The sequence below is a fragment of the Tessaracoccus caeni genome (assembly GCF_029211185.1).
GTDB lineage: Bacteria > Actinomycetota > Actinomycetes > Propionibacteriales > Propionibacteriaceae > Arachnia > Arachnia caeni.
In genome coordinates this window covers 55,207-76,722 of record NZ_JARGDO010000017.1, presented here as the reverse complement: position 1 = coordinate 76,722, position 21,516 = coordinate 55,207, and the positions used below count along the sequence as shown (strand labels likewise).

The following is a 21,516-nucleotide window of genomic DNA, read 5'->3' as shown; positions in this document are numbered from 1 at the left end:
CATTCAAGCGTCCGCACGACCTGGTGAGCAGCGCCCTAGAGTCCAGGCTCTCCAGGCCACCACTGGCTGTCGGGCGTCGAGCGGGAGCCGAAGATCGCCTGGCCCACGCGCACGCAGGTGGCGCCTTCTTCGACGGCGATCTCGTAGTCGCCGGACATCCCCATGGATAGCCCGCCGTCGCCGATCAGGGCCGGATCCTCGTCGCGCGCCCGATCGCGCAACGTGCGGAGCAGCCCGAAACAACGACGCACTCGCGCCTCGTCGGCGCTGAACACCGCCAGCGTCATCAGGCCACGAACGCGCAGCGACGAGTAGTGACGCAGCTGGCGCAGCACGTCGAGCAGTTCGCTCGGGGGAAGGCCATACTTGGACTCCTCGTCGGAGGTGTTCACCTGCACGTAGACGTCGAGCCCGCGTCCGGCGGCCTGTAGCCGGCGATCCAGCGCCTCGGCGACGCGAAGGCTGTCCAGGGCTTGGAACTCCGACGCGAAGGCCACCACGTCCTTGGCCTTGTTGGTTTGCAGGTGGCCGATCACGGCCCAGGCGACGTCGAGGTCGGCCAGCTCCGCATGCTTGCGCTTGGCCTCCTGCACCTTGTTCTCACCCAGTTCGGTGCAGCCCGCGGCGACGGCGTTGCGGATCCGATCTCCTGGAACGGTCTTGCTCACCGGCAGCAGGCGCACCTCCGACGGAGCCCGTCCAGAGCGCTCGGCGGCCGCGTCGATCCGGGATCTGACCTCGGCGAGGTTGCGCCGGAACTCCTCCACCGTCGACGCCCCTGGGTAGCGGATCACGGGGCCGGGTACCGCATCATCGACTGCCATTGCCCCATCGTGTCACTCTTCGCCAACGACGACACGGGGCACGCCGATAGCGGCATGCCCCGTGCCCTCTAGAACCCGGGTCCAGCGCTCCGATCAGACCTCTTTCAGGGCCGACACGACGCCGCCGAGCGACTCCTTCGCATCACCGAAGAGAAGCTGCGTCTTGGCGTTGAACAGCAGCTCATTCTCGATGCCGGCAAAGCCCGGCCTCATCGAACGCTTCAGGAAGAAGACCTGCTGAGCATGGTCGGCGTTGATGATCGGCATCCCATAGATCGAACTGGACGGATCGTCGCGCGCGGCCGGATTGACCACGTCGTTCGCTCCTACGACGAGCACCACATCCGTGGCCGGCAGCTGCGGGTTCACGTCATCCGCCTCGACCAAGAGCTCGTAGGACACGTTGGCCTCCGCCAGCAGCACGTTCATGTGCCCGGGCATCCGGCCCGCGACGGGGTGGATGCCGTAGGTGACGTCCACGCCTCGATCGCGCAGGCTGGTGACGAGTTCGGCCAGCACGTTCTGCGCCTGCGCGACGGCCAATCCATAGCCAGGGATGACGATGACCTTGCTCGCGTAGGCCAGCGCCACCGCGACGTCGTCATGGGTGGCGCGCCGCACGGGACGATCGGACTCCTGCGTGGAGCCCGCCGTCGAACCGCCCTTAAGCGAGCCGAGCAGAATGCCCGCCACGCTGCGTCCCATGCCGTCGGCCATCACCAGGGTCAGAATGAGACCGGAGCAGCCGACCAACATGCCGGAGATCAGCAGGACGGAGTTGTCCAGGGCGACACCGGAGGCCGCCACCGACAGGCCGGTGAAGGCATTGAGCAACGCGATGGTGACCGGGGCATCGGCACCACCGATCGGCAACAGGACCAGCACGCCGAGCAGCATGCCCAGAACCGACAACGCCAAGGCCCACACGAGCGACCCCGTCACCGCGACGTAGACCGTCGCGACCGCGGACAGCACCAACGCCGCCACCATGATCACGGGGGCGAACGGAAGCACGATGGGACGCGCCGACATGATGCCTTGCAGCTTGAAGTAGGTGAGCAGCGAGCCCGTGAAAGCCACCGCTCCCACCAGCACCGCGAACGCCACGGCCACCTGCGCGACATAGCCCGCGTCACCACGGCCGAGGCTGACCTCGACCACGCCGACGAGGACGGAGCCGAGACCGCCGACCCCGTTCAGGATGGCAACCAGCTGCGGCATGCTCGTCATCGGAACCTTCGCAGCGATGGGCACCGAGATGCCGGCGCCCACGACGAGGGCGGCGAGGATGAGAAGCAGCCTTGTCGTGCCGATGTCCGTGGACAGCAGCACCGTCGCGAGCGCCAGTACCGCTCCGGCCGCTCCGACGGCGTTGCCTCGTCGTGCTGTCGGCGGGCGCGACATCCCTTTCAAAGCGAAGATGAAACAGGCTGAGGAGATGAGGTACAACAGCCCGGAGACCGTGTCGGGGAGGAGGTTCACTTCTGAATCTCCTTCTTCGTGGTGAACATCTGCAGCATCCGGTCGGTGACGAGGAAGCCTCCCACCAGGTTGACTGCGGACAGCACGATCGCCAGCAGCCCGGCGACCAGCCCGATGGTCGAGTCAGTATGCGCGGTGACGAGCACGGCACCGATCAGCACCATGCCGGAGATGGCATTGGTGCCGCTCATGAGAGGGGTGTGGAGGGTGGAGGTGACCTTCGAGATCACCTCGACGCCCACCACCCCCGACAGGACGAGCAGAGTGAGCGCGATGACGAGGTCCATCTCATGCCTCCTTGGGTTGGGCGAGGCGGTTGACCCCGTCGTGAGTGATGGTCATGCCGTCGACGATGTCGTCGCCGAAGTCGATGACGACCGCCCCGTTGGAGGCGATCAGCTTGACGACGTTCTCGACGTTCTTGGCGAACAACCGCGACGCGTCGGCAGGCAGGTCGGACGGCGCGGACGCGACACCGACGATGGTGACGTCGCCGTCGCCTCGGGTCGAGGGCACCTTCACGTCCTCTCCCGGACGGCTCCCCTCGATGTTGCCTCCGGTTGGCGCGGCAAGATCCACGGCGACGGAGCCGGGTCTCATCGCCTGGACCATCTCCGCCGTCACCAGACGCGGTGCCGGGCGGCCCGGCACGGCGGCCGTGGTGATCAGCACGTCGGCATCGGCGATGTGCGGCGCAAGCGCCTCGCGCTGGCGTGTCGCGGCATCCTGCCCGAGCGTTCGCGCATATCCGCCGGTACCCGCTCCCTCGTCGGAGCCCAGTCCCACGTCGATGAACGTCGCTCCCACGGAACGGGCCTCTTCCGCCGAACTCGGCCGGATGTCGTTGGCAGAGACCGTGGCGCCAAGCCGTTTGGCCGTGGCGATGGCTTGGAGGCCCGCGACACCGATGCCCAGCACGACGACCTTCGCCGGCGGCACCGTCCCGGCAGCCGTCATCGCCAACGGAAAGAACCGAGGCAATCGGAAGGCGGCCTCCAGCACGGCGCGATAGCCGGCGGCGAGGGCCTGCGAGCTCAGCGCATCCATGGATTGCGCCCGCGAGGTGCGCGGCAGCCTCTCGAAGCTCATCGCGGTGATCTCGGCCTCCGCGAGGCGCGTGACGCGGTCGACCTCGTGCGGACCGGCCATTCCGATGGTCAGCGCTCCCGGTTTCAGCTCACGAATCCGTTCCTCCGTCAAAGGCAGCACGTGAGCGAGGACATCGATCTCGGAGAGCGGCACCACGGGGACGACCTCGGCCCCCGCCTCCTGATATTGCGCATCGGGGTGCCCGGCGGCGCCTCCGGCTCCTGACTCGACGATGATGCGATGCCCTGCCTTCGTCAAGGACCGGCAGACATCGGGCGTGAGCGCCACCCGAGTTTCGGGATAGGGCTCTCTCGTTGCAACTACTGTGATCACGTCGTCAGCCTATGAGACGACGACCTCGCGCTAAGCAGGGGGTCTCCCTGCGCCGGTGAGACGGCTCGCTAAAATGAACCAACTACTCGGCAAAGGCGAGAATCAGCCTGGCCGCGTCGGCCGGATCGCGGATCATCGCCTCGTGTCCATGGCCGGGCACCTCGTCGTAGCGGGAGTTCGGGACAATTTTGGCAACATGCTGCACCCAGTCGCGAGGACACACCTTGTCGGTCTCGCCGCGGAGCACCAGAGTCGGGGCCTGGATCTTCGGGTAGCTGCTCTCGACGTCGTGCTCCAGCATGATGCGCAGCTTCCGGAGGAACCACGGAATGCCGGCCTTGGCGTACTGCCAGCCCCCGAGGATCAGCACCTTCGGCGCTTCGCCCAAGAGGTCTTGCACCATCCGCCACGCTTGACGGGCGGCCGTGCGCTCCACCACGTTCACCGTCGGCGCGATCAGGACGAGCTTGGACACCAGCTCCGGATGACGCGCCGCCACCTCGGTGACGATCTGGGTTCCCATCGAATGCCCGATCAGCACCAGTTCCGCCGCGTGCAACTGCCGGAGGTAGTCCGCGACGAGGTCGGCGGTCTCCTGCATGGTGCGGGCCTTCCCGGGTTCCGGGGAGTCGCCGAATCCCGGCAGGTCGAGGGCGATCACCTGACCGGCATCGGCCAGCAACTCGGCCAGCCCCGCGAACACCCGGCGCCCCATGCCGATGCCGTGGATCAGCACGAATATCCGCTCGCCCGCGCCGGTGTGAGTTCCGACCAGGGTGGCGTCGTCGTCGTAGAAGAAGAACGAGTTCTCGGACACCCCACCAGGTTACGTGCCCGGACACCCGATGCGCGCTCTGAGCCGACGCCCAGGCGATCCAGATGGCCGCGGGGAGAACCGCGCGGGACGACGGTAGGCTACGAGAGCAAGGGGGGCATCCGTATCCCGAAATGAGGACCACCATGAGTCTTGTCACACGCACCGCGAAGTCCATCGCGCTCCTGGCCGCAGCGGCGCTGGCCCTCGGCACCATTCCCGGAGTCGCGGATGCCGCAAGCTGGACGTCCGCCAACTCCTCGGCGACGAACTATCGCCCGACGCAGACGAAGCTCCGCAACGAAGTGCTGAAAGAGGTCAATCGCGTGCGGAAGTCGTCGCAGAAGTGCGGCGACAAGAAGTACAAGGCGGTCCCGGCCGTGGAGCTGAACACCGTGTTGAACAACTCGGCGTTCCTGCACTCCAAGGACATGGCCGTCAACGACTACTTCGACCATATCGCCCTTGACGGACGCGACCCGTTCGACCGCATGGAAGACGCCGGATACACCATCACCCACGCCGCCGGCGAGAACATCGCCTACGGCATAGGCATGCTGCTCGACGCGAAGACGGTCGTCGCAGCCTGGATGAAGAGCCCGGGCCACTGCGTCAACATCATGAGCCCCGACTTCGAGGAGCTCGGGGTCGGCGTCTACTACTCCGAAGGGCGCATCCTCTGGACGCAGAACTTCGGCACCGGAACCTCCAAGAAGGTCTCCGACGTCGTCAAGTACAAGCTGAAGACGGCCACTCCGAAGATCAGCGGCACCGCGAAGGTGGGCAAGACGCTCACCATCAAGCGGGGCACCTGGACGTCCGGAACGAAGTTCAGCTACCAGTGGTACCGCGACGGCAAGAAGATCAAGGGAGCCACCAAGTCGTCCTACAAGCTGACCAAGTCGGACGCAGGCAAGAAGATCACCGTCAAGGTGAAGGGCACCAAGTCGGGCTACAAGTCGGTGACGAAGACCTCGGCGAAGACGGCCACGGTCAAGAAGTAGCCTCAGGTCTCCTGACACGACGACGTCCCGGTCAACCGCTGGTTGGCCGGGACGTCTGTTCTCCCTCCGCTGAACCGCCGGTCTACAGGCGAGCAGCCGGGGTCGACCGGCCGGGCGCGCACTATCGTCCTCCCCGTAGGCATACCCATTCCCTGGAGGAGTCCCCCATGAACGCTTTGCCCGGTTCCGGCGACGCGCAGTACCGCATCGGCACGACGATCGCCCGCGGCCTCCTCGAACCCGGCGAGGACGCGCCCGGGATCCAGCGCTACATCGACAACCAGACGCCGCCCGCCCTGACTGTGCCCGACGGATCCACCATCGTGTTCGAGTGCCCCGGAATGCCCTTGCCGCCCGGTGCGTCGCTTGAGCATCTCGCCGTCATCGACCCTGAACGGCCGCATGCGGTGGTCGGTCCGGTCTACGTCGAAGGCGCGGAGCCGGGTGACACCCTCGTCGTCGATATCGTCGACGTCAGCCTGGCGCAGAACTACGGCCACACCCTGTTCCTGCCCGGACACGGCCTGCTTCCCGACGACTTCTCCATGCCCTACATCCACAACTGGTCGTGGGAGCCCGGCGCCACGCACGCCGAACTGAAGCCCGGCATCTCCATCCCGATCCACCCGTTCTGCGGGTTCCTCGGCACCTCTCCCGCCGAGCCCGGCGAACACGCGACGCTGCCCCCGCGGCACACCGGCGGCAACCTCGACCTGCGTCACCTCGTGCCGGGCACCCGCCTGTACCTGCCCGTCGAGGTGCCGGGCGCGCTGTTCTCCTGCGGCGACGGCCATGCCGCCCAGGGTGACGGCGAGGTGTGCCTGACCGCAATCGAGACGGGCGTGCACGCGACCATCCGGCTGTCCGTCAAGCGCGGCGTGCGTCGCACCGCGCCGGAGTTCCGCACGACCGGCCCGCTCAGCGTCCCGTCGCCTCGCTCCGGCTATCACGCGATGTCAGAGGCCGGGCCCGACATCTATGCCTCCAGCCAAGAGGTGATCCGTCGCATGATCGGATACCTGACCAGCGAGCACGGCCTGACCAGGGAGGAGGCGTACGTGCTCTGCAGCGTCGTCTGCGACCTGAAGATCAACGAGATCGTCGACGTCCCGAACTGGGTGGTCACGGCGTACCTGCCGCTCGACATCTTCGACGCCGAGCGCTGATCGATGCCCCTGGTGAAGATCGCGCCGGGACTGCGGTTGCACGTGCAGGAGTACGGCGCCGGCGACCCCGTGATCCTGATCCACGGCGGATCCATGACGCACGCCGTCTGGGACCACCAGGTGGCGGCGCTGGCGACGGAGTTCCGCGTCATCGCCTACGACTTCCGGGGCGTCGGCGGCTCCGACCGCCCATCCGACGGCTATTCCATCGATACGTTCGCCGATGACCTCCGCCGGTTGATCGGCGTCCTGGGCGTCGAGCCCGTGGCGCTCGTCGGCTACGCCCTCGGCGCTCACGTGGCGCTGCGCCTCATGCGCGACGCGCCAGAGTTGGTGAGCCGGCTGGTGCTGATCGCGGGCGCTCCCTGGTTTGTGAAAGACGCCGGTGGCGGCCTGCCGCCGGAGCTGTGGAAGAAGATGCAGCAGCGGTCGATGACCGATCGCGCCGCCGCGGATCTCGCCCTGATCGACGGCGAGCTGTTCCTGCATCCGCCGAGCGAGGGAATGCGCCTCTGGCTTGCCCAGATGGCCTTCTCCTGGCCGCTGCCGATGTTCGCCGCCTTGGCCCCGACGCTGAGGACGGTCGACCACGACGCCTACCTGCCTGACATCGCCGTGCCCACACTCGTCATCCATGGGCGCCACGACAAGAAGACCCCCTTCGACGGCGGCGAATACCTGGCCACCCGCATTCCCGGCGCCCGCCTTGTCGCATTGGACAACAGCGCCCACGCCCCGATCCTCGAAGAGGTCGACCTGGTGAACGCCGCCCTGCTCGACTTCCTGCGATAGGCGCCTCCCAAACGTCGACGGAGACCTCAGCCAGGACGGTCAGGATATGGCGACTCTGGACACTCCCAGGTGAGACGGAGGCACGATAGGGTGCATCGCGGGGGGATCGCTATCTCAAGTTATGAGGAACAACATGAGTTTCGCCATCCGCTTTTCCCGAACGGCCGCGCTGCTGGTCGCCACCACGATCACTCTGGGCTCCGTCCCCGGCCTTGCCACAGCAGCCACCTGGACGTCGGCCGACTCCCCTGCAACGAACTACCTCGAGACCCAGACCAAGCTGCGCGCCGACGTTCTGAATGAGGTCAACCGCGTGCGCTCGGCGCCTCAGACGTGCGGCGACGAGGCCTTCGCGCCTGCTGCCCCGTTGACGCTGAACACTGTGTTGAACAACTCCGCGTTCCTGCACTCCAAGGACATGGCCATCAACGACTACTTCGACCACATGGCCCTCGACGGACGCGACCCCTTCGACCGCATGGAAGACGCCGGCTACACCATCACCCACGCCGCCGGCGAGAACATCGCCTACGGCATCGGCATGCTCCTTGACGCCGGATCGGTGGTGACAGCCTGGATGAAGAGCCCGGGCCACTGCGTCAACATCATGAGCCCCGACTTCGAGGAACTCGGCGTCGGCGTCTACTACTCCGAAGGGCGCATCCTCTGGACACAGAACTTCGGCACCGGCCTTTCTGAGGTCGTCGACGACGTCGTCCCCGCTGCGACTATAAAGAAGCTCAAGACAGCGACCCCCACGATCAGCGGCATCGCCAAGGTGGGCAAGACCCTCACCGCCAAGCCGGGCACCTGGACCTCCGGAACGAAGTTCAGCTACCAGTGGTACCGCGACGGCAAGAAGATCACCGGCGCCACCAAAGCCACCTACAAACTCACGTCCTCGGATCGTGGGAAGCAGATCACGGTCAAGGTGACGGGCTCGAAGTCGGGGTACGCGAAGGCGTCCAAGACTTCGGCCAAGACGACGAAGGTGGCGTACGGCACGCTGACGACCGCCAAGCCGAAGATCAGCGGAACGGTAAAGGTGGGCAAGAAGCTCACCGCCAAGCCGGGCACCTGGACCTCCGGAACCACCTTCAACTACCAGTGGTACCGCGATAGCAAGAAGATCACCGGCGCCACCAAGAGCACCTACAAACTCGCCAAGTCCGACGCAGGCAAGCGGATCACCGTCAAGGTGAAGGGCACCAAGTCCGGATACACGTCGGTGACCAGAACCTCCTCCAAGACGGCCAAGATCAAGAAGTAGCCGCGCCCAAACCAAGCGCGACGTCCCGGGCACCTATGGGGTGACCGGGACGTCGACGTGTGATGGCAGAAGGCGCCTCTTGCGCCGCTTGGTCAGAACGGCACGCCGCAGCGCAGGATCACGTTGGCGTAGGGCACGGTCGCTCCCGTACGCACCACGAATCTGGCATCGGCGAGCACGAAGGTGTCGGTGTGCCCGAGCCGGGCGATGGCCGCGTTCAGTCCGGGATTCAAGAGTCCGCGTTTCTTCATGAGACCTCCGGAAGCGGCGTACCCGGTGCGGGATAGGACGACTGCGCGCCGTCGAACTGCACCGTATATGCCGCGAAACGGGCGGCGTAGCCGGCCGAAATCACGAGGCTATCGCCGGCCGCCAGTCGTGCTGCCAGGGCACCCACGAACGCGTCGCCGGCACCAACGGTGTCAACCGGGGTCACCGTCGGAGAGGGTATCGAGGAGATCCCCGAAGCGTCGCCCACCAAGGCCCCCGCTGCCCCGAGCGTCATCACGACCGACGGCACCCCTTGGGCGAGCAGACCCTCCAGGATCTCGCGAGGCTCTGAGATCGTCTCGCCGCCCAACTGCTGCAGCGCTTCCTCCCCCTCATGCTCGTTGACGACCAGCGGATCGGCACGCCGCAGCAGCGACGCCGGCATCGAGATCACCGGCGCGAGGTTGACCACCACCTGTCCTGAGGCCAGATCAGCCGCCCGGGCACTGCTCGTCGCGGGGATCTCACCCTGCAGGACGAGCACCGTCGCGTCGGCGATGAGCGGCTCCCAGGCCTCCACCGATGCCGTGCCGACCAGGGTATTGGCCCCCGGCACCACCACGACGGTGTTCTCCCCTTCCGCGTCGACCGTCACCACGGCCAGACCGGTGGGCTGGTCGGCGATGACCGCCAGCCGCGAGATGTCGACGCCCCCGTCCTTCAGCAGCCGCAGGGCGGCCTCCTTGGCACCGTCGGCGCCGACCGCGCCGAGGAGCACGGTCGGCGCCCCGGCGAGGGCGGATGCGCACGCCTGGTTCGCGCCCTTGCCGCCCGGCGACAGCGTGCCGCCGGAGGCGAGGAGCGTCTCCCCGGGGCGGGGATGACGAGCGAGGCGGAGGTGCAGATCGGCGTTGACCGACCCGACCACGACGACACTCATTGCAGGAATTCGCCAACGTTGTCGGCGGTGATGGTCTGGACCGGCACGGGAGACATCGCGTCGATGGTCACGTTGTCCACAACAGTGACTCCGTTAAGGCGCTTGCTCACGCCTCTCAATGGGAGGATGCTCATTTCGTCCTTTCTCACGGAGCGGTACCGATAGATGCTCGGACAACCAGTTCGGTGGGTATCCGGATGCTGGCGGGGTGTCCGCCGTTCATGACCTCGAAGGGCGTGGAGACCGCGAGGCGCCCCATCTCCGCGATGCCCCCTCCGCCGAGCCAGATGACCTGGTGGTCGGGAACCTCGATCGTCGACGCGGTGACAGCGATCCAGCGGCGCTCTTCAAAACTGTCGGTGGAGTCTGACACGGTTAGGCCATGCCTTGGCACCTCAGCGACCAGTCACGAGAACTCGACCATCGATCTTTCGAGTCGGTCGACGAGCTCTGGGCCTGGCTGACGGAGAACCATCAAAGCCACCCCGGCCTCTGGGTGGTGCTCCAGAAGAAGGGAAGCCTGAAGCCTAGCATCACCTTCCACGACCTCCTCGAAGCCGGAATCGCATTCGGCTGGAGCGAAAGCACTCGCCGCGCAAACGACCGCCACTCCTATCTACAGAAGTTCACCCCGCGCCGCACCAAGGGCACCACCTCGGCGCGCAACACGGCGATCGCCGAACGACTCGAAACCGAAGGACGCATGACCCCCGCCGGACGATCCGCGCTTCAACGCTGACTACGAGAAGGTCGCTCGCGACATTAGCTAAGCCGCGCAACCTCATCGTCGACGGTTGCGGGCGACGACACCGCAGAGATGGCCGAGAGAAAGCGCTGCCATCGGCCTGCTGACATCCATACCTATCACCACTTCGCTACGGATATCCGCAAAATAGTACGTATAACGGTGGAAACCGACGAGCACCTCGCGGCCACTACACACCGAGACGCAGCCGATGAGCAAGGGCGGACCGCTCAACACCAGTAGTGCCATCATCAGAAGCAGGGCGAGCCTCCCGCAGTCACGCATTCACCCATCGGAACCAACCGAAGCCTCGCACGCTTCTATCCGACACAGGACACACCATTGTGAAAACGGCGGGCTAGGACCGCCGACACGGTCTCGTGGTCATGCTCGAATGGCTCACGACAAGCGTCGGCACTCAGCATCCAAGCGACATACCGAGTTCCAGCCGCCTGAAAATAGTGATCTCGGATCGGCGCATCCTGGTCGGTGATCGTCCCGTAACGCCAGGAGGCTATGGCACCGTTGGGTCATGCGGTACTTCACCTCAGACACCCACTTCGGGCACCAGAACATCATCAAGTTCTGCAACCGCCCATACACCAGTGTCGATCACATGAACCTTGACCTGGTGAAGCGCATCACGGAAAGGCTTGAGCCCGACGACGAACTCTGGCACCTGGGCGATGTGGCCCTCGGCCGGCTCGACGACACCCTCGTGCACCTTGCGTGCATCGCCGTCGACGTCACGCTCGTGGCAGGCAACCACGATCGCTGCCATCCGTATAACGGAGCCCGCGCCGAAGGGTTCGTCGACTACTACCGCGAGCGCTGCGGCCTCGCCGCACTCATCCAGACCAACACCGCCCTGACGCTGAGCAACGGACTCAAGGTCAAGGTCTCACACTTCCCCTACGCCGACCCGTCACTACCCGCACAAGAAGATCGACACGGGAAGATCGTCAGCGACAAGTTCGCACCCTGGCGCCCCATCGACGATGGTTCCTGGCTCCTCTGCGGCCACGTCCACGACAGTTGGCGGCAACGTGGGCGGATGATCAACGTCGGCATCGACGCCTGGGCTGGCCGCCCGCTCAGCGAAGAAGAGATCATCGACGTGATCAGCGCCGGACCACAAGACCTTGATGCGCTGCCATGGTGAGCCAGCAGCACGCCGAAAGAACTCGACCGCCGGTCCCTTCGAGTCGGTCGACGAGCTATGGGCCTGGCGGACAGACAAGAACCAAGACCATCCGGTTCAGGATCCCCAGCTGTTGGATGAGCTTGCAGGGAAGTCTGGAAAGATGGACTCATGCCGAGTTCTGTGCAGTTGATCCGAGCATCCAATCTTTCCGATGTTGCTGAATACGCGTACGCAGCAACGGCCCCGAAGGACGCACGCCTGATCTTCCTCGCCGGTTCCTGTCCGCTGAACGACGACGGCACCACCGCAGCCATCGGCGACTACGCCGGTCAAGCCGCCGCATGCGTGGAGACGATGACCCGAGCCCTGGCAGCAGCGGGCGCAACAATTCACGACGTGATCAGCACCCGCGTGCTCGTCGCCTCGTCGAAGCAAGCAGATCTCGTAACGGCCTGGGAAGTCGTCCGAGACGCCTTCGGCGAGCACGACGTGCCGAGCACTCTGATGGGCGTAACGGTTCTGGGATATGACGATCAGTTGGTGGAGTTGGAAGCGATCGCCGCCGTTACCGATTGAAGACGAAGGGTTGAGCAATCCATCGTTCGAGAGCAAGATCAGAAGAACCGCGCCGTGGTCGGCGAGGACACCGCCAGACGAACGCAGCGCTTCCAGGTAGGAAGAAGGGGTCAGAAACCCGACTCCCGATGCTGGGGTGATTCTGGAGTCCGCCCGTCAGCAGAGTTCCTCGTCCCGTCTCGACTAGGGTCGCCCGCGCGCATCGATCGACGGCACGCAAGATGTCCCTAATCCGGGTCTTCTGGCTCGCAACTCATAGTTCCACGGCATCTTTCAGAGCCGAAGCGGAGACCGGACGCTTCAGTAGTTGGACCGGGAACACATCGATGTCATCACGGCCAAACAGCGCCCGGGTCTCCTCCATCAGCCCCGAGGCTCGCATGAGCAGGTTCCCGTCGGCAGGATCCATCTCAACAAGGATGTCGATGTCACTGCCCACCTGGGCAGTGCCGCGCGCGACCGAGCCGAACAACCGAGGATTCGCCGCCGCGTGCTTGTCAAGAAGCGCACGGAACTCCGGCAGGCGCGCCTCAATGAGTTGATACAAGGCGAGCGACTCCGGTGTCATCGCGCTATTCGACATAAACCCAGCCTATCCATGCCTTCGAGACAGGTCGAGACGCAAGTGCATCGCTACGGCCTCATCCGGCTCGATATAGCGGCGTAGCGTGATCGCCTCGGTGTTGCCAAGCACTTCCGCCCCAGTTTTCGCACTCAACCCTCGGAAAACCATGAGTTGCGGAACCCGTGGGACCAGGGCTGAGTCTGATCTGTGACTGGGTCGCTGGACGGATGGGCTGCGTCGGGACTTCTATTGCCCTGGAAAAGCAAGAAACCGGTGTGATCTGCAGATCACACCGGCCTCAAATCCGCTTTGACTAGCGGTTTCGTAGCGGGGACAGGATTTGAACCTGTGACCTCTGGGTTATGAGCCCAGCGAGCTACCGAGCTGCTCCACCCCGCGTCGCGATCTCTAACTATAGTCATGCTTCGCCGGCGGAGCAAATCGAGCTCCTAGAGCATGTCTTCGGTGACCCTGCTGCCGGACTGATGGGGCTTGATCCAGTCCGTCAGGTCGAAGCCTTGGCGTACGGCCTCGGCGAGGTAGTCGTCCTCCACGTCGGAGCTGATCTGAGGCTCGCGGTTGAGCAGCCACAGGTTCTTGTGGTCGGGGGTACCGACCAGGGCGTGGCGGTACTCGTCGTCGATCTTGAGCACCCAGTAGTCGGCCTGCGTGAATGGGATCCAGCGCAATGCCGCCGGAAGGAAGGTGACGCGCAATCGGCCGTCGTGCTCCTCGTCGGGAATCGCCTCCCCCAGGGCTTGCGTGGGTTCGCCCTCCTCGTCGATGCAGCGGTTGTCGACGCGCACCTTTCCGTCGTCTTGCAGCGAGTATTCGGCGGTGATGTCGCGGGCCCCCTCATCCTCGAACTTCAGCGGCAGCCGACCCACCTCGTACCACAGCCCCAGGTAGCGAGCGAGGTCCAACTCGGGCACCGACACCACTTCTGGCTTGTCGTTCATCATGATCGTCCTTCCCAGATGCTCCCTCCACGCTACCCGCCTCGCGCGGCAGACTGGGGGCATGAGCATCGCATCGCTGGACGAGGCCCGTCGCATCGTGATCCTGAGCGGAGCCGGCATCTCCACCTCCGCCGGCATCCCGGACTTCCGCGGCCCACAGGGAGTCTGGACGAAAGATCCCTATGCCGAACGGGTATCGACGCTGTCCTGGTACCTGGGCGACGAAGAGGTGCGCAAGGCCGCGTGGAAGCGTCGTGCGAATCCGGCGGCATGGGTCGCGAAGCCGACGCCCGGGCACCGCGCCGTCGTCGAACTCGAACATCAGGGCCGGTTGAAGGCTGTCATCACGCAGAACACCGACGGGCTGCATCAGCTGGCTGGTTCCGCCCCTGAGCTGGTGCACGAGGTGCACGGCTCCATGCGACGGTGGCGCTGCGAGGGGTGCCCTGCCACCGGTCCGATGGAGGAGATGATCGCCCGCTGGCGGGCCGGTGACCCCGATCCAAGATGCCCCGAGTGCGGCGGCATCACCAGGGCCACCGTGATCCTGTTCGAGGAAGCCCTAGACATGGACGTGCTGCAGGCCTCGATCGACGCGGTCGAAGACTGCGACGCGATCGTCGCCGTTGGAACGTCGCTGGGCGTGTACCCCGTCGCCGCCCTCTTCCCCGAGGCCATCCAGAACGGCGCTTACGGCGTTATCGTCAACGCCAGCCCCACGCCGTGCGACCGGATCGCGGATCGGGTCGTCCGTGGTGACATCGACGAGGAGCTACCTGGGTTGCTGGGGGCTTAGGGGCTCGTCGGATCCCCAGCCGGATAACGGTCTCCACAGAAAGTCACTCTGGGTCTCTTCGAGGCTCCCTCGCAGAACTCGGTCGCACCTCAGAGAGCGTCAGCGGGAACGCAGCTCGACGAGCGCCTGGGGGGCATGGGGGTCGCGGCTGGAGCGGGCGACGCGGAGGATGAACTGCCCCGGCTCGACGATGCGACGAGCCTGCGCGTCGACGATCGTGAGGTCGGACACCGGAAGCTCGATCTCGACGCGCTTCGCTTCGCCGGGCTGCAGGTCGACCAGTTGGAAGCCCTTGAGCTCCTGCTCCGCCCAGCTGACGGACGTGACGCAGTCCGTCACGTAGACCTGGACCGTCTCCCGCGTCGGGCGCACGCCCGAGTTCCGCACCGTCAACGAGGCCCGCACCACGCCGTCCGCGTCCACCTCATCCGACTCCAGACGCAGATCCTCGTACTCCACCGTCGTGTACGACAAGCCATGACCGAACGGGAAGGCGGGATCCTGGGTGAGGTCGGCGTAGCGGTCGCCGTGCTGGCCGCGCAGCTGGTTGTAGTAGGTCGGCTGCTGGCCGACGTGACGAGCGAACGAGATGGGCAAGCGGCCAGTGGGCTCGATCTGTCCCAGCAGAAGCTCGGCGATGGCCCGCCCGCCCTGCATACCCGGGTTGCCGACCCACACCACGGCGGCAGCGTTCAGAGCCGACGGCGGGAGCACCAGGGGCTTCGACGCCATCAGGACGACGATCATCGGGGTGCCGGTCTCGGCCAAGGCGTCCAGCAGCGCGACCTGGCCACCGATCAGCTCCAGCGTCGCCGTCGAGCGACCTTCGCCCACCAACTCGATGCGGTCGCCGACGACGGCCACCACGTAGTCGGCGCCATTGGCCTGAGCCACCGCCTCGGCGATCAGCCGTTCGTCGGGATCGCACGGCACGACGACCGGCGGGCGCGGCTGGCCGTCGTGGAAGGTGTCGCCGCGCGGGTCTGGCTCGAGGGTGAGGATCTCGGCGCCGACGGCGTGTGTGATGGTCCAGTCGGCCGGCGCCTGGGTGCGCAGCCCGTCCAGAAAGGTAACGATCTGCTCCCGCGGCTGCCCATCCAGCCAGCCGGCCTGGCCCGATCCACCGGCCCAGTCGCCCAGCTGCGTTTGGGCATCGTCGGCGAGCGGCCCGACCACGGCCACCCGCTTCACACCCGCGCCCTCGACGGGCAACGGGAGGACACCGTCGTTGCTCAGCAGCACCAGCGAGCGCCGGGCGGCCTCCAGATTGAGCTCTGTGTGCTCGGCCGTGGCGATGACGGTGCCGATCCGTTCGTCGTCGGGGCGGCGCGGGTCGTCGAACAGGCCCAGCTCGAACTTCAGCCGGAGGATGCGCGAGACAGCCCTGTCCAGGTCGCTCTCGGCGAGCATCCCGGCGCGGATCGCCGCCAAAGCCCCCTCGTAGAAGCCCGGCGTCGTCATCACCAGATCGTTACCCGCGCGCACGGCCGCCGCGGCCGCGTGCGTGTAGTCGGGCTGCACCTTCTGCTCCCACGCGAGGCGTCCAACGTTGTCCCAGTCGGTCACCAGGGTGCCGGTGTAGCCCCACTCCCCTCGCAGCACCTCGTCGAGCAGCCACGAATTGATGGTCACGGGCACCCCGTCGATGGCCTGATAGCCCAGCATGAACGTGCGGCACCCCGCGCGCGCCACCTTCTCGAAAGGCGGCAGGAACCAGGAGCGCAGCTTGCGGCGCGAGATGTCGGCCTCGCTGGCGTCGCGCCCGCCCTGGGTCTCGGAGTAGCCGGCGAAGTGCTTGGCGGTGGCGAGGATCGCCGTCGGATCGGCCAGCCCATCGCCCTGGTAACCGCGCACCATCGCAGCAGCCAGCTCGCCGATCAGCAGCGGATCCTCGCCGAACGTCTCGTCAACCCGGCCCCAGCGCAGGTCGCGCGCGATGCAGAGCACCGGGGAGAAGGTCCAGTGGATGCCGGTGGCGGCCGCCTCGATGGCGGTCACGCGGGCGACGCGCTCCAGCAGGTCGGCGTCCCACGACGCGGCCATGGCGAGCTGCGTCGGAAAGATCGTTGCACCCTCCCAGAAGGAGTGACCGTGGATGCAGTCCTCCCCCACCAGCAGCGGGATGCCCAGGCGCGTCGTCGCCACCAGGTCGTGAGCCCGACGAAGCCGCTCGGGCGAGGTGTGCAGGAGCGACCCGACGCCGACCTCCACCACGATCTCTTCCAGGTTCTCGCGGGCGTCGAGCTGCATCATCTGCCCGACCTTCTCCTCGACGGTCATCCGCCGCATCAGGTCGGCGATCCGCTCGTCGATGCTCAGCTGGGGGTTCCGGTATGCCGCGTCGTCGCTCATGGCTCCATCCTGGCACCCCTGATCGCCGGGCCGGAAATATAGCTAGGTGCCACCTAGAGCATGTCTGCGGTGCGATCAGCCCCGACGACCGCGGGCGAACCACCGGCCGTCTTCGTGGCGGCCAACGGCGAGCGGCATCTCGAAGCACGCGCTCAGGTTGGCGTCGGTGAGGGTCTGGATGATCGGCCCGGCCGCCACCACCTTGGCCCTGTTCAGCAACAGGCAGTGGGTGATGCCGGCGGGAATCTCCTCGACGTGATGGGTCACCAGCAGCGAGGCGGGCGAGTCGGGGTCGAGGAAGATCCCGGACAGCGTCTCCACCAGCGACTCCCGACCCGCAAGATCGAGACCGCTGGCCGGCTCATCGAGCAGCAGCAGCTCCGGGTCGGTCATCAAGGCACGGGCGATCTGCACCCGCTTGCGCTCGCCCTCGCTGAGGGTGCCGAAGGTGCGGTCCGCGAACGACTCCATCCTCAGCTGACGCAGCAGTTCGTCGGCTCGCGCGATGTCGAAGGGGTCGTACTCCTCACGCCAGCGCCCGACGATGGCGTAGGCCGCAGAAAGCACGATGTCTCGCACCTTCTCGCCCCGCGGAATCCGCTCGGCCAGCGCCGACGACGTGAGTCCGATGCGCGGACGCAGTTCGAACACGTCGACCGCACCGATCACCTCGCCCAGCAGACCCACCACGCCAGTGGTGGGGTGCATCTCTGCGGCGAGAAGCTGCAACAGGGTGGTCTTGCCGGCCCCGTTGGGGCCGATCATCACCCAGCGCTCGTTCTCGTTGATGGTGAGATCGACGTTGTCCAGGAGCAGGGCGGTACCCCGCCTGATCGAGACTCCCGCTAACTCTGCGACCGCTGCCATGGGCACAACCCTAGCCACCCTTTGCCGGAGCGCAGTTGTTACGCGCCGGTGGAGTGCAGGCCGCCGTCGACGTGGACCATCTCGCCGGTGGTGGCGGGGAACCAGTCGGACAGCAGCGCGACGATCGCCTTGGCCGACGGCTTCGCGTCGCTGGGATCCCAGGACAGCGGCGCCCGCTCGGCCCAGATGTCGTTGAACGACGAGGCGCCGGGGATGGCTTTCTTCGCGACGGTGTCGATGGGTCCGGCGGCAACGAGGTTGCAGCGGATGTTGTCGGGCCCGAGGTAGCGAGCCAGGTAGCGCGACGTCGACTCCAGCGCCGCCTTCGCCACGCCCATCCAGTCGTAGGTGGGCCACGAGACGCGCGCATCGAAGGTCAGTCCGACGATGCTGGCGCCCGAGTTCAGCACCGGCTTGGCGGCCATCGTCAGCGACTGCAACGAGTAGGCCGAGATCTGCAGCGCGTTGGCGACCGACTCCCAGTCGGTGGTCAGGAAGGCCCCGCCCAGCGCCGTCTCCGGGTTGGCGTAGGCGATGGAGTGCACGATGCCGTCGAGGCCGCCCTCGAAGTGCTCGGAGAGCATCTCGGGCAACGCCGCGAGGTGCTCCGGGTTGGTGACGTCGATCTCGACGATCGGCGGCACCTTCTCCAACTTGGACAGCGCGCGGGTGGCCGGCGCGACAGCGCGTCCGGCGGCGGAGACCACCACGTTGGCGCCCTCCTGCTGAGCGATCTCCACCGCGGCGTAGGCGATGGAGGTGCGCATGGTCACGCCGGTGACCAGGATGTTCTTGCCTTCGAGAATGCCCATGTGTCTTCGTTCCTCGTGTTGTTCGTCGTGAGTGGTCAGTGGCCCATGCCCATGCCGCCGTCGACGGGCAGCACAGCGCCCGAGACGTATCCGGCCTGGTCGGACGAAAGGTAGAGCGCGGCGGCGGCGATGTCGTCGGTGGAGCCGAGGCGGCCGGCGGGGATGCGCTTCTTGTAGTCGGCGATCAGGTCGTCGCTGAGCACGGCGGTCATGTCGGTCTCGATGAAGCCCGGCGCCACCACGTTGCAGGTGACGTTGCGCACGCCCAGCTCGCGGGTGAGGCTGCGAGCCATGCCCACCAGGGCGGCCTTCGAGGACGAGTAGTTGATCTGGCCGGGCGAGCCCAGCAGCGCCACCACCGACGAGATCAGGATGATCCGGCCGAACCGTGCACGCATCATCGGGCGCGACGCACGGCGCACAACGCGGAAGGTGCCGGTGAGGTTGGTGTCGATGACGGCGTTCCAGTCGTCGTCGGACATCCTCATCAGGAGGGTGTCCTTGGTCACGCCGGCGTTCGCGATCAGCACCTCGACGGGGCCAAGCTCCTTCTCCACGGCCTCGAACGCCGCGTCCACCTGGCCTTGGTCGGTGATGTCGCACACCACCCCCAGCACGCCGTCGGGGACGCCTCCGGAACGGTAGGTGGCCGCCACGCGGTACCCGGCATCGCGGAACGCCTCGGCGATCGCACGACCGATGCCCTTGGAACCGCCGGTAACAAGTACAACTCTGCCTTCAGTCACGCCGTCAACCTACCGCAGGCTGGGCGCCGGATGGCGCAGCTTCCTTCCGCGCCGTGTCCCGGACAGCTATCTCTCCAACGAAGCGGGGCAATCTCTGTGCACACTCGCCAACAAGCCCACCCCCACTGGACGCTGCATATTCCACAGATTCGATGCCTTCGAGCGCTACAGTGCGGTCCCATGACGTCCCTCAGATGGCTGCCACGCATCGGCCTCGCCGGCCTGCTGATGCTCGCGGCCATCTATCTTGTCGGCTACTTCACCGGAGTCGCCAACCGGACCTGGATCTTCGGCGGCGCACTGGCATTCCCCGTCGTCAGCTTTATCCTCGCCGCCACCGCGGCCCTTCTCTTGCTCGTGCTGTCCGTCTCCATCAGGACATGGCGCACCAGGGCGAACATCGTGTCCACGGCATCCGCGGCCGTTACCTTCGGGCTCACCGCTGTCCTTCTCATCGCGACGACCCCATCCCCAGCCCAGATCGCCGACCTCCCGGATCGCGGTGACGGCTTCGACGTGCGCGCGCTCGCTTGGAACGTCAAAGGCAAGGTTCCGGCCGATGCCATGGCGGATCTCATGACACGCACCGATGCGGATGTCGCGGCCTTCGCCGAGCTTCGTTCCGGAGGCAGCGCCTCTTCCTTCGCGCGGGGACGGCACCCTGAGGGCTACCAGCTCTTCCATGGGATCTATACGAGCGTCACGCTGTTGGTGGCCGACCGACTCGGCGAGTATCGTCTCGCAGCCGCCGACGAGGATGGCGCATGGACCGGCGTGGTCGCGGAACCGCTCGACCCCACGTCGGACTCACCGAGAATCGTCGCCGTTCATGCGACACGGATGGCCTTGGATCCGACGATCGGCGCTCAAGGCTGGCGGCGTGCGCTGACCTGGATCACCCGACAGTGCGCTGAGACGAACACCATCGCGTTGGGTGACTTCAACGCCGGCCCGGCCAACTTCACCGACGGTCGGCTCGGCGAATGCCAGCTGCACTCCTTGGGCACCTCCGCTCCCACCTGGCCGTCGACGGTTCCCGTGCCGCTAGGAGCAACGATCGACCACGTCCTGGCCACCCCCGACTGGACACCGACCTACGCCCGCACCCTTGATGTGCCCGCCTCCGGAACCGACCACCGCCCGGTCTTCTCCGTCTTGACCCGATAGTGTCTCCTCTTCAGACTGACGTTCTAGCGCCCTGCCCACTACGTTGGACCGATGAGCACCACCGAGGTTCACGTTCATCGTTTCGGCAGCGACGGCGCCCCACCGCTGGTGCTCGTGCACGGCCTCACCGACGACGGCACCACCTGGCCGGACGCCGTCGCCGAATGGGGTGCGGGATGGGACATCCATGCCGTCGATCAGCGCGGACACGGGCTCTCCGCTCGTTTCACACCGGACGACGTCACCTTCAGCCATCGACTCTGGGTGAAGGATCTTCGCACCGTGGTCGCGCGGACGGGGCAACCTTCGGTGGTGATGGGTCATTCGCTCGGCGGACTCGTCGCGCTCAGACTTGGCATCGAGTCTCCCGAACTGGTCAAGGCACTCGTGCTCGAGGATCCCGCTCGGCCAGGCGACGCCGACGGGCCTGATCTCGAGTTCGTCGCGGAGCAGCAGAAGTTCCTCTCCGCCTTCCCTGCTCAGGAACAGGCTGAGGTGGAACGAATACTCAGAGAGACGTCCTGGTCGGAAGCCGAGACTCGCGCGTGGGCGGCATCCAAGGCGCGCGTCGATCCTCTGATGATCGAACGAGGTCTGTTCCTCGGCGACGCCGAGTGGGAGTCGCTGTTCCAGGCGCTGACCGTGCCCACGCTGTTGGTGCTACCGGAGGACGGCGGCATGGGCCCTGATGAGAGTCGTTACCGGAATCCGCTCGTCGAACAAGTGAAGATCACCGGAGCCGGCCACTGCATCCGACGAGACCAGCCCGCCGCCTTCTACGCCGCCGTCGACTCCTTCTTCAGCCGGCAGCAAGACCCGCATCAATGAGGTTGCGAATGTCGCTATCGCGACGGAATCAACCG

Annotated in this window: 26 protein-coding genes and 1 tRNA gene; 10 read left to right on the top strand and 17 right to left on the bottom strand. The window is 66.1% G+C overall.

Annotated features, from left to right (window positions below; translation table 11 throughout):
- Positions 1-35 precede the first annotated feature (35 nt).
- The 5 genes from P0D62_RS14515 to P0D62_RS14495 all read right to left on the bottom strand — a co-directional run bounded on the left by P0D62_RS14515 (position 36) and on the right by P0D62_RS14495 (position 4,545).
- Positions 36-824 (bottom strand): YggS family pyridoxal phosphate-dependent enzyme, encoded by a 789-nt coding sequence (locus P0D62_RS14515; RefSeq protein ID WP_275703267.1) that lies wholly within the window; start codon positions 822-824, stop codon positions 36-38.
- Between the two features lie 93 nt (positions 825-917).
- Complete coding sequence (locus tag P0D62_RS14510) at positions 918-2,306, bottom strand: NAD(P)(+) transhydrogenase (Re/Si-specific) subunit beta (RefSeq protein WP_275703266.1); 1,389 nt, start codon at positions 2,304-2,306, stop codon at positions 918-920.
- Complete coding sequence (locus tag P0D62_RS14505) at positions 2,303-2,593, bottom strand: NAD(P) transhydrogenase subunit alpha (RefSeq protein ID WP_275703265.1); 291 nt, start codon at positions 2,591-2,593, stop codon at positions 2,303-2,305. The genes P0D62_RS14510 and P0D62_RS14505 overlap by 4 nt, the downstream gene beginning before the upstream one ends.
- 1 nt (position 2,594) lies before the next feature.
- The gene (locus P0D62_RS14500; protein ID WP_275703264.1) at positions 2,595-3,728 is read right to left on the bottom strand and encodes an NAD(P) transhydrogenase subunit alpha; all 1,134 of its coding nucleotides are present in this window, start codon (positions 3,726-3,728) and stop codon (positions 2,595-2,597) included.
- Positions 3,729-3,810: 82 nt separating this feature from the next.
- Positions 3,811-4,545, bottom strand: coding sequence for an alpha/beta fold hydrolase (locus P0D62_RS14495; protein WP_275703263.1), 735 nt, complete (start codon positions 4,543-4,545; stop codon positions 3,811-3,813).
- A gap of 143 nt (positions 4,546-4,688) precedes the next feature.
- On the opposite strand from P0D62_RS14495, the gene P0D62_RS14490 reads away from it, so the two are divergent.
- The 4 genes from P0D62_RS14490 to P0D62_RS14475 all read left to right on the top strand — a co-directional run bounded on the left by P0D62_RS14490 (position 4,689) and on the right by P0D62_RS14475 (position 8,774).
- Positions 4,689-5,546, top strand: a complete 858-nt coding sequence (locus P0D62_RS14490) for a CAP domain-containing protein (RefSeq protein ID WP_275703262.1) — start codon at positions 4,689-4,691, stop codon at positions 5,544-5,546.
- A 167-nt stretch (positions 5,547-5,713) separates the two neighbouring features.
- Positions 5,714-6,712: an acetamidase/formamidase family protein gene (locus P0D62_RS14485; RefSeq protein ID WP_275703261.1), complete on the top strand. Its 999-nt coding sequence runs from the start codon at positions 5,714-5,716 to the stop codon at positions 6,710-6,712.
- Between the two features lie 3 nt (positions 6,713-6,715).
- The gene (locus P0D62_RS14480; protein ID WP_275703260.1) at positions 6,716-7,504 is read left to right on the top strand and encodes an alpha/beta fold hydrolase; all 789 of its coding nucleotides are present in this window, start codon (positions 6,716-6,718) and stop codon (positions 7,502-7,504) included.
- A 133-nt stretch (positions 7,505-7,637) separates the two neighbouring features.
- On the top strand, positions 7,638-8,774 hold the full coding sequence (locus P0D62_RS14475; RefSeq protein WP_275703259.1) for a CAP domain-containing protein: 1,137 nt from the start codon (positions 7,638-7,640) through the stop codon (positions 8,772-8,774).
- Between the two features lie 92 nt (positions 8,775-8,866).
- On the opposite strand, the gene P0D62_RS14470 is transcribed toward P0D62_RS14475, so the two are convergent.
- The 4 genes from P0D62_RS14470 to P0D62_RS14455 are packed head-to-tail and all read right to left on the bottom strand — an operon-like array spanning position 8,867 to position 10,297.
- A complete protein-coding gene (locus P0D62_RS14470) occupies positions 8,867-9,025 on the bottom strand; it encodes an RbsD/FucU domain-containing protein (protein WP_275703258.1) in 159 nt (52 codons plus the stop codon).
- On the bottom strand, positions 9,022-9,924 hold the full coding sequence (locus P0D62_RS14465; RefSeq protein ID WP_275703257.1) for a ribokinase: 903 nt from the start codon (positions 9,922-9,924) through the stop codon (positions 9,022-9,024). The genes P0D62_RS14470 and P0D62_RS14465 overlap by 4 nt, the downstream gene beginning before the upstream one ends.
- Complete coding sequence (locus tag P0D62_RS14460) at positions 9,921-10,058, bottom strand: hypothetical protein (RefSeq protein ID WP_275703256.1); 138 nt, start codon at positions 10,056-10,058, stop codon at positions 9,921-9,923. Before P0D62_RS14460 ends, P0D62_RS14465 begins: the two co-directional genes overlap by 4 nt.
- A gap of 11 nt (positions 10,059-10,069) precedes the next feature.
- Positions 10,070-10,297 (bottom strand): hypothetical protein, encoded by a 228-nt coding sequence (locus tag P0D62_RS14455; protein WP_275703255.1) that lies wholly within the window; start codon positions 10,295-10,297, stop codon positions 10,070-10,072.
- A gap of 9 nt (positions 10,298-10,306) precedes the next feature.
- On the opposite strand from P0D62_RS14455, the gene P0D62_RS14450 reads away from it, so the two are divergent.
- Positions 10,307-10,663, top strand: a complete 357-nt coding sequence (locus P0D62_RS14450) for a YdeI/OmpD-associated family protein (RefSeq protein WP_275703254.1) — start codon at positions 10,307-10,309, stop codon at positions 10,661-10,663.
- Between the two features lie 42 nt (positions 10,664-10,705).
- Here P0D62_RS14450 and P0D62_RS14445 read toward each other — a convergent pair whose 3' ends face one another.
- Positions 10,706-10,921, bottom strand: coding sequence for a hypothetical protein (locus tag P0D62_RS14445; RefSeq protein ID WP_275703253.1), 216 nt, complete (start codon positions 10,919-10,921; stop codon positions 10,706-10,708).
- A 280-nt stretch (positions 10,922-11,201) separates the two neighbouring features.
- Here P0D62_RS14445 and P0D62_RS14440 point away from each other — a divergent pair, with 280 nt between their 5' ends.
- Positions 11,202-11,831: a metallophosphoesterase family protein gene (locus P0D62_RS14440; protein WP_275703252.1), complete on the top strand. Its 630-nt coding sequence runs from the start codon at positions 11,202-11,204 to the stop codon at positions 11,829-11,831.
- Between the two features lie 150 nt (positions 11,832-11,981).
- A complete protein-coding gene (locus P0D62_RS14435) occupies positions 11,982-12,389 on the top strand; it encodes a RidA family protein (RefSeq protein ID WP_275703251.1) in 408 nt (135 codons plus the stop codon).
- A gap of 253 nt (positions 12,390-12,642) precedes the next feature.
- Here the strand turns inward: P0D62_RS14435 and P0D62_RS14430 are convergent, their stop codons facing one another.
- From P0D62_RS14430 to P0D62_RS14420, 3 genes are all read right to left on the bottom strand, one after another.
- Positions 12,643-12,972 (bottom strand): nucleotidyltransferase family protein, encoded by a 330-nt coding sequence (locus tag P0D62_RS14430; RefSeq protein ID WP_275703250.1) that lies wholly within the window; start codon positions 12,970-12,972, stop codon positions 12,643-12,645.
- Between the two features lie 307 nt (positions 12,973-13,279).
- Positions 13,280-13,353, bottom strand: a tRNA-Met gene (locus tag P0D62_RS14425).
- A 50-nt stretch (positions 13,354-13,403) separates the two neighbouring features.
- A complete protein-coding gene (locus tag P0D62_RS14420) occupies positions 13,404-13,916 on the bottom strand; it encodes a lipocalin family protein (RefSeq protein WP_275703249.1) in 513 nt (170 codons plus the stop codon).
- Positions 13,917-13,974: 58 nt separating this feature from the next.
- Between P0D62_RS14420 and P0D62_RS14415 the strand changes: the two genes are divergently transcribed.
- Positions 13,975-14,709 carry an SIR2 family NAD-dependent protein deacylase gene (locus tag P0D62_RS14415; protein ID WP_275703248.1) on the top strand — a complete coding sequence of 245 codons (735 nt, stop codon included), beginning with the start codon at positions 13,975-13,977 and terminating at the stop codon, positions 14,707-14,709.
- A gap of 99 nt (positions 14,710-14,808) precedes the next feature.
- Here P0D62_RS14415 and P0D62_RS14410 read toward each other — a convergent pair whose 3' ends face one another.
- The 4 genes from P0D62_RS14410 to P0D62_RS14395 all read right to left on the bottom strand — a co-directional run bounded on the left by P0D62_RS14410 (position 14,809) and on the right by P0D62_RS14395 (position 19,486).
- Positions 14,809-17,061, bottom strand: a complete 2,253-nt coding sequence (locus P0D62_RS14410; RefSeq protein ID WP_275703247.1) for an exo-beta-d-1,3/1,6-glucosidase — start codon at positions 17,059-17,061, stop codon at positions 14,809-14,811.
- A 75-nt stretch (positions 17,062-17,136) separates the two neighbouring features.
- The gene (locus P0D62_RS14405; protein ID WP_275703246.1) at positions 17,137-17,928 is read right to left on the bottom strand and encodes an ABC transporter ATP-binding protein; all 792 of its coding nucleotides are present in this window, start codon (positions 17,926-17,928) and stop codon (positions 17,137-17,139) included.
- 38 nt (positions 17,929-17,966) lie between these two features.
- Positions 17,967-18,740 (bottom strand): enoyl-ACP reductase FabI, encoded by a 774-nt coding sequence (gene fabI, locus P0D62_RS14400; protein WP_275703245.1) that lies wholly within the window; start codon positions 18,738-18,740, stop codon positions 17,967-17,969.
- A gap of 35 nt (positions 18,741-18,775) precedes the next feature.
- Entirely contained in the window at positions 18,776-19,486 is a 711-nt protein-coding gene (locus tag P0D62_RS14395; protein WP_275703244.1) for a beta-ketoacyl-ACP reductase, read from the bottom strand.
- 180 nt (positions 19,487-19,666) lie between these two features.
- Here P0D62_RS14395 and P0D62_RS14390 point away from each other — a divergent pair, with 180 nt between their 5' ends.
- Positions 19,667-20,653, top strand: a complete 987-nt coding sequence (locus tag P0D62_RS14390; protein WP_275703243.1) for an endonuclease/exonuclease/phosphatase family protein — start codon at positions 19,667-19,669, stop codon at positions 20,651-20,653.
- A 51-nt stretch (positions 20,654-20,704) separates the two neighbouring features.
- Positions 20,705-21,481, top strand: a complete 777-nt coding sequence (locus tag P0D62_RS14385; protein ID WP_275703242.1) for an alpha/beta fold hydrolase — start codon at positions 20,705-20,707, stop codon at positions 21,479-21,481.
- Positions 21,482-21,516: the final 35 nt, after the last annotated feature.

Bases quoted from the DNA above. Each gene is read 5' to 3' on its own strand.
- P0D62_RS14480 (WP_275703260.1), top strand. From the start codon at position 6,716: ATGCCCCTGGTGAAGATCGCGCCGGGACTGCGGTTGCACGTGCAGGAG.
- P0D62_RS14485 (WP_275703261.1), top strand. From the start codon at position 5,714: ATGAACGCTTTGCCCGGTTCCGGCGACGCGCAGTACCGCATCGGCACG.
- P0D62_RS14435 (WP_275703251.1), top strand. From the start codon at position 11,982: ATGCCGAGTTCTGTGCAGTTGATCCGAGCATCCAATCTTTCCGATGTT.
- P0D62_RS14385 (WP_275703242.1), top strand. From the start codon at position 20,705: ATGAGCACCACCGAGGTTCACGTTCATCGTTTCGGCAGCGACGGCGCC.
- P0D62_RS14445 (WP_275703253.1), bottom strand. From the start codon at position 10,921: ATGATGGCACTACTGGTGTTGAGCGGTCCGCCCTTGCTCATCGGCTGC.
- P0D62_RS14460 (WP_275703256.1), bottom strand. From the start codon at position 10,058: ATGAGCATCCTCCCATTGAGAGGCGTGAGCAAGCGCCTTAACGGAGTC.
- P0D62_RS14440 (WP_275703252.1), top strand. From the start codon at position 11,202: ATGCGGTACTTCACCTCAGACACCCACTTCGGGCACCAGAACATCATC.
- P0D62_RS14490 (WP_275703262.1), top strand. From the start codon at position 4,689: ATGAGTCTTGTCACACGCACCGCGAAGTCCATCGCGCTCCTGGCCGCA.
- P0D62_RS14405 (WP_275703246.1), bottom strand. From the start codon at position 17,928: ATGGCAGCGGTCGCAGAGTTAGCGGGAGTCTCGATCAGGCGGGGTACC.
- P0D62_RS14430 (WP_275703250.1), bottom strand. From the start codon at position 12,972: ATGTCGAATAGCGCGATGACACCGGAGTCGCTCGCCTTGTATCAACTC.
- P0D62_RS14450 (WP_275703254.1), top strand. From the start codon at position 10,307: ATGCCTTGGCACCTCAGCGACCAGTCACGAGAACTCGACCATCGATCT.
- P0D62_RS14390 (WP_275703243.1), top strand. From the start codon at position 19,667: ATGACGTCCCTCAGATGGCTGCCACGCATCGGCCTCGCCGGCCTGCTG.
- P0D62_RS14415 (WP_275703248.1), top strand. From the start codon at position 13,975: ATGAGCATCGCATCGCTGGACGAGGCCCGTCGCATCGTGATCCTGAGC.
- P0D62_RS14505 (WP_275703265.1), bottom strand. From the start codon at position 2,593: ATGGACCTCGTCATCGCGCTCACTCTGCTCGTCCTGTCGGGGGTGGTG.
- P0D62_RS14410 (WP_275703247.1), bottom strand. From the start codon at position 17,061: ATGAGCGACGACGCGGCATACCGGAACCCCCAGCTGAGCATCGACGAG.
- P0D62_RS14465 (WP_275703257.1), bottom strand. From the start codon at position 9,924: ATGAGTGTCGTCGTGGTCGGGTCGGTCAACGCCGATCTGCACCTCCGC.
- P0D62_RS14515 (WP_275703267.1), bottom strand. From the start codon at position 824: ATGGCAGTCGATGATGCGGTACCCGGCCCCGTGATCCGCTACCCAGGG.
- fabI (WP_275703245.1), bottom strand. From the start codon at position 18,740: ATGGGCATTCTCGAAGGCAAGAACATCCTGGTCACCGGCGTGACCATG.
- P0D62_RS14475 (WP_275703259.1), top strand. From the start codon at position 7,638: ATGAGTTTCGCCATCCGCTTTTCCCGAACGGCCGCGCTGCTGGTCGCC.
- P0D62_RS14470 (WP_275703258.1), bottom strand. From the start codon at position 9,025: ATGAAGAAACGCGGACTCTTGAATCCCGGACTGAACGCGGCCATCGCC.
- P0D62_RS14420 (WP_275703249.1), bottom strand. From the start codon at position 13,916: ATGATGAACGACAAGCCAGAAGTGGTGTCGGTGCCCGAGTTGGACCTC.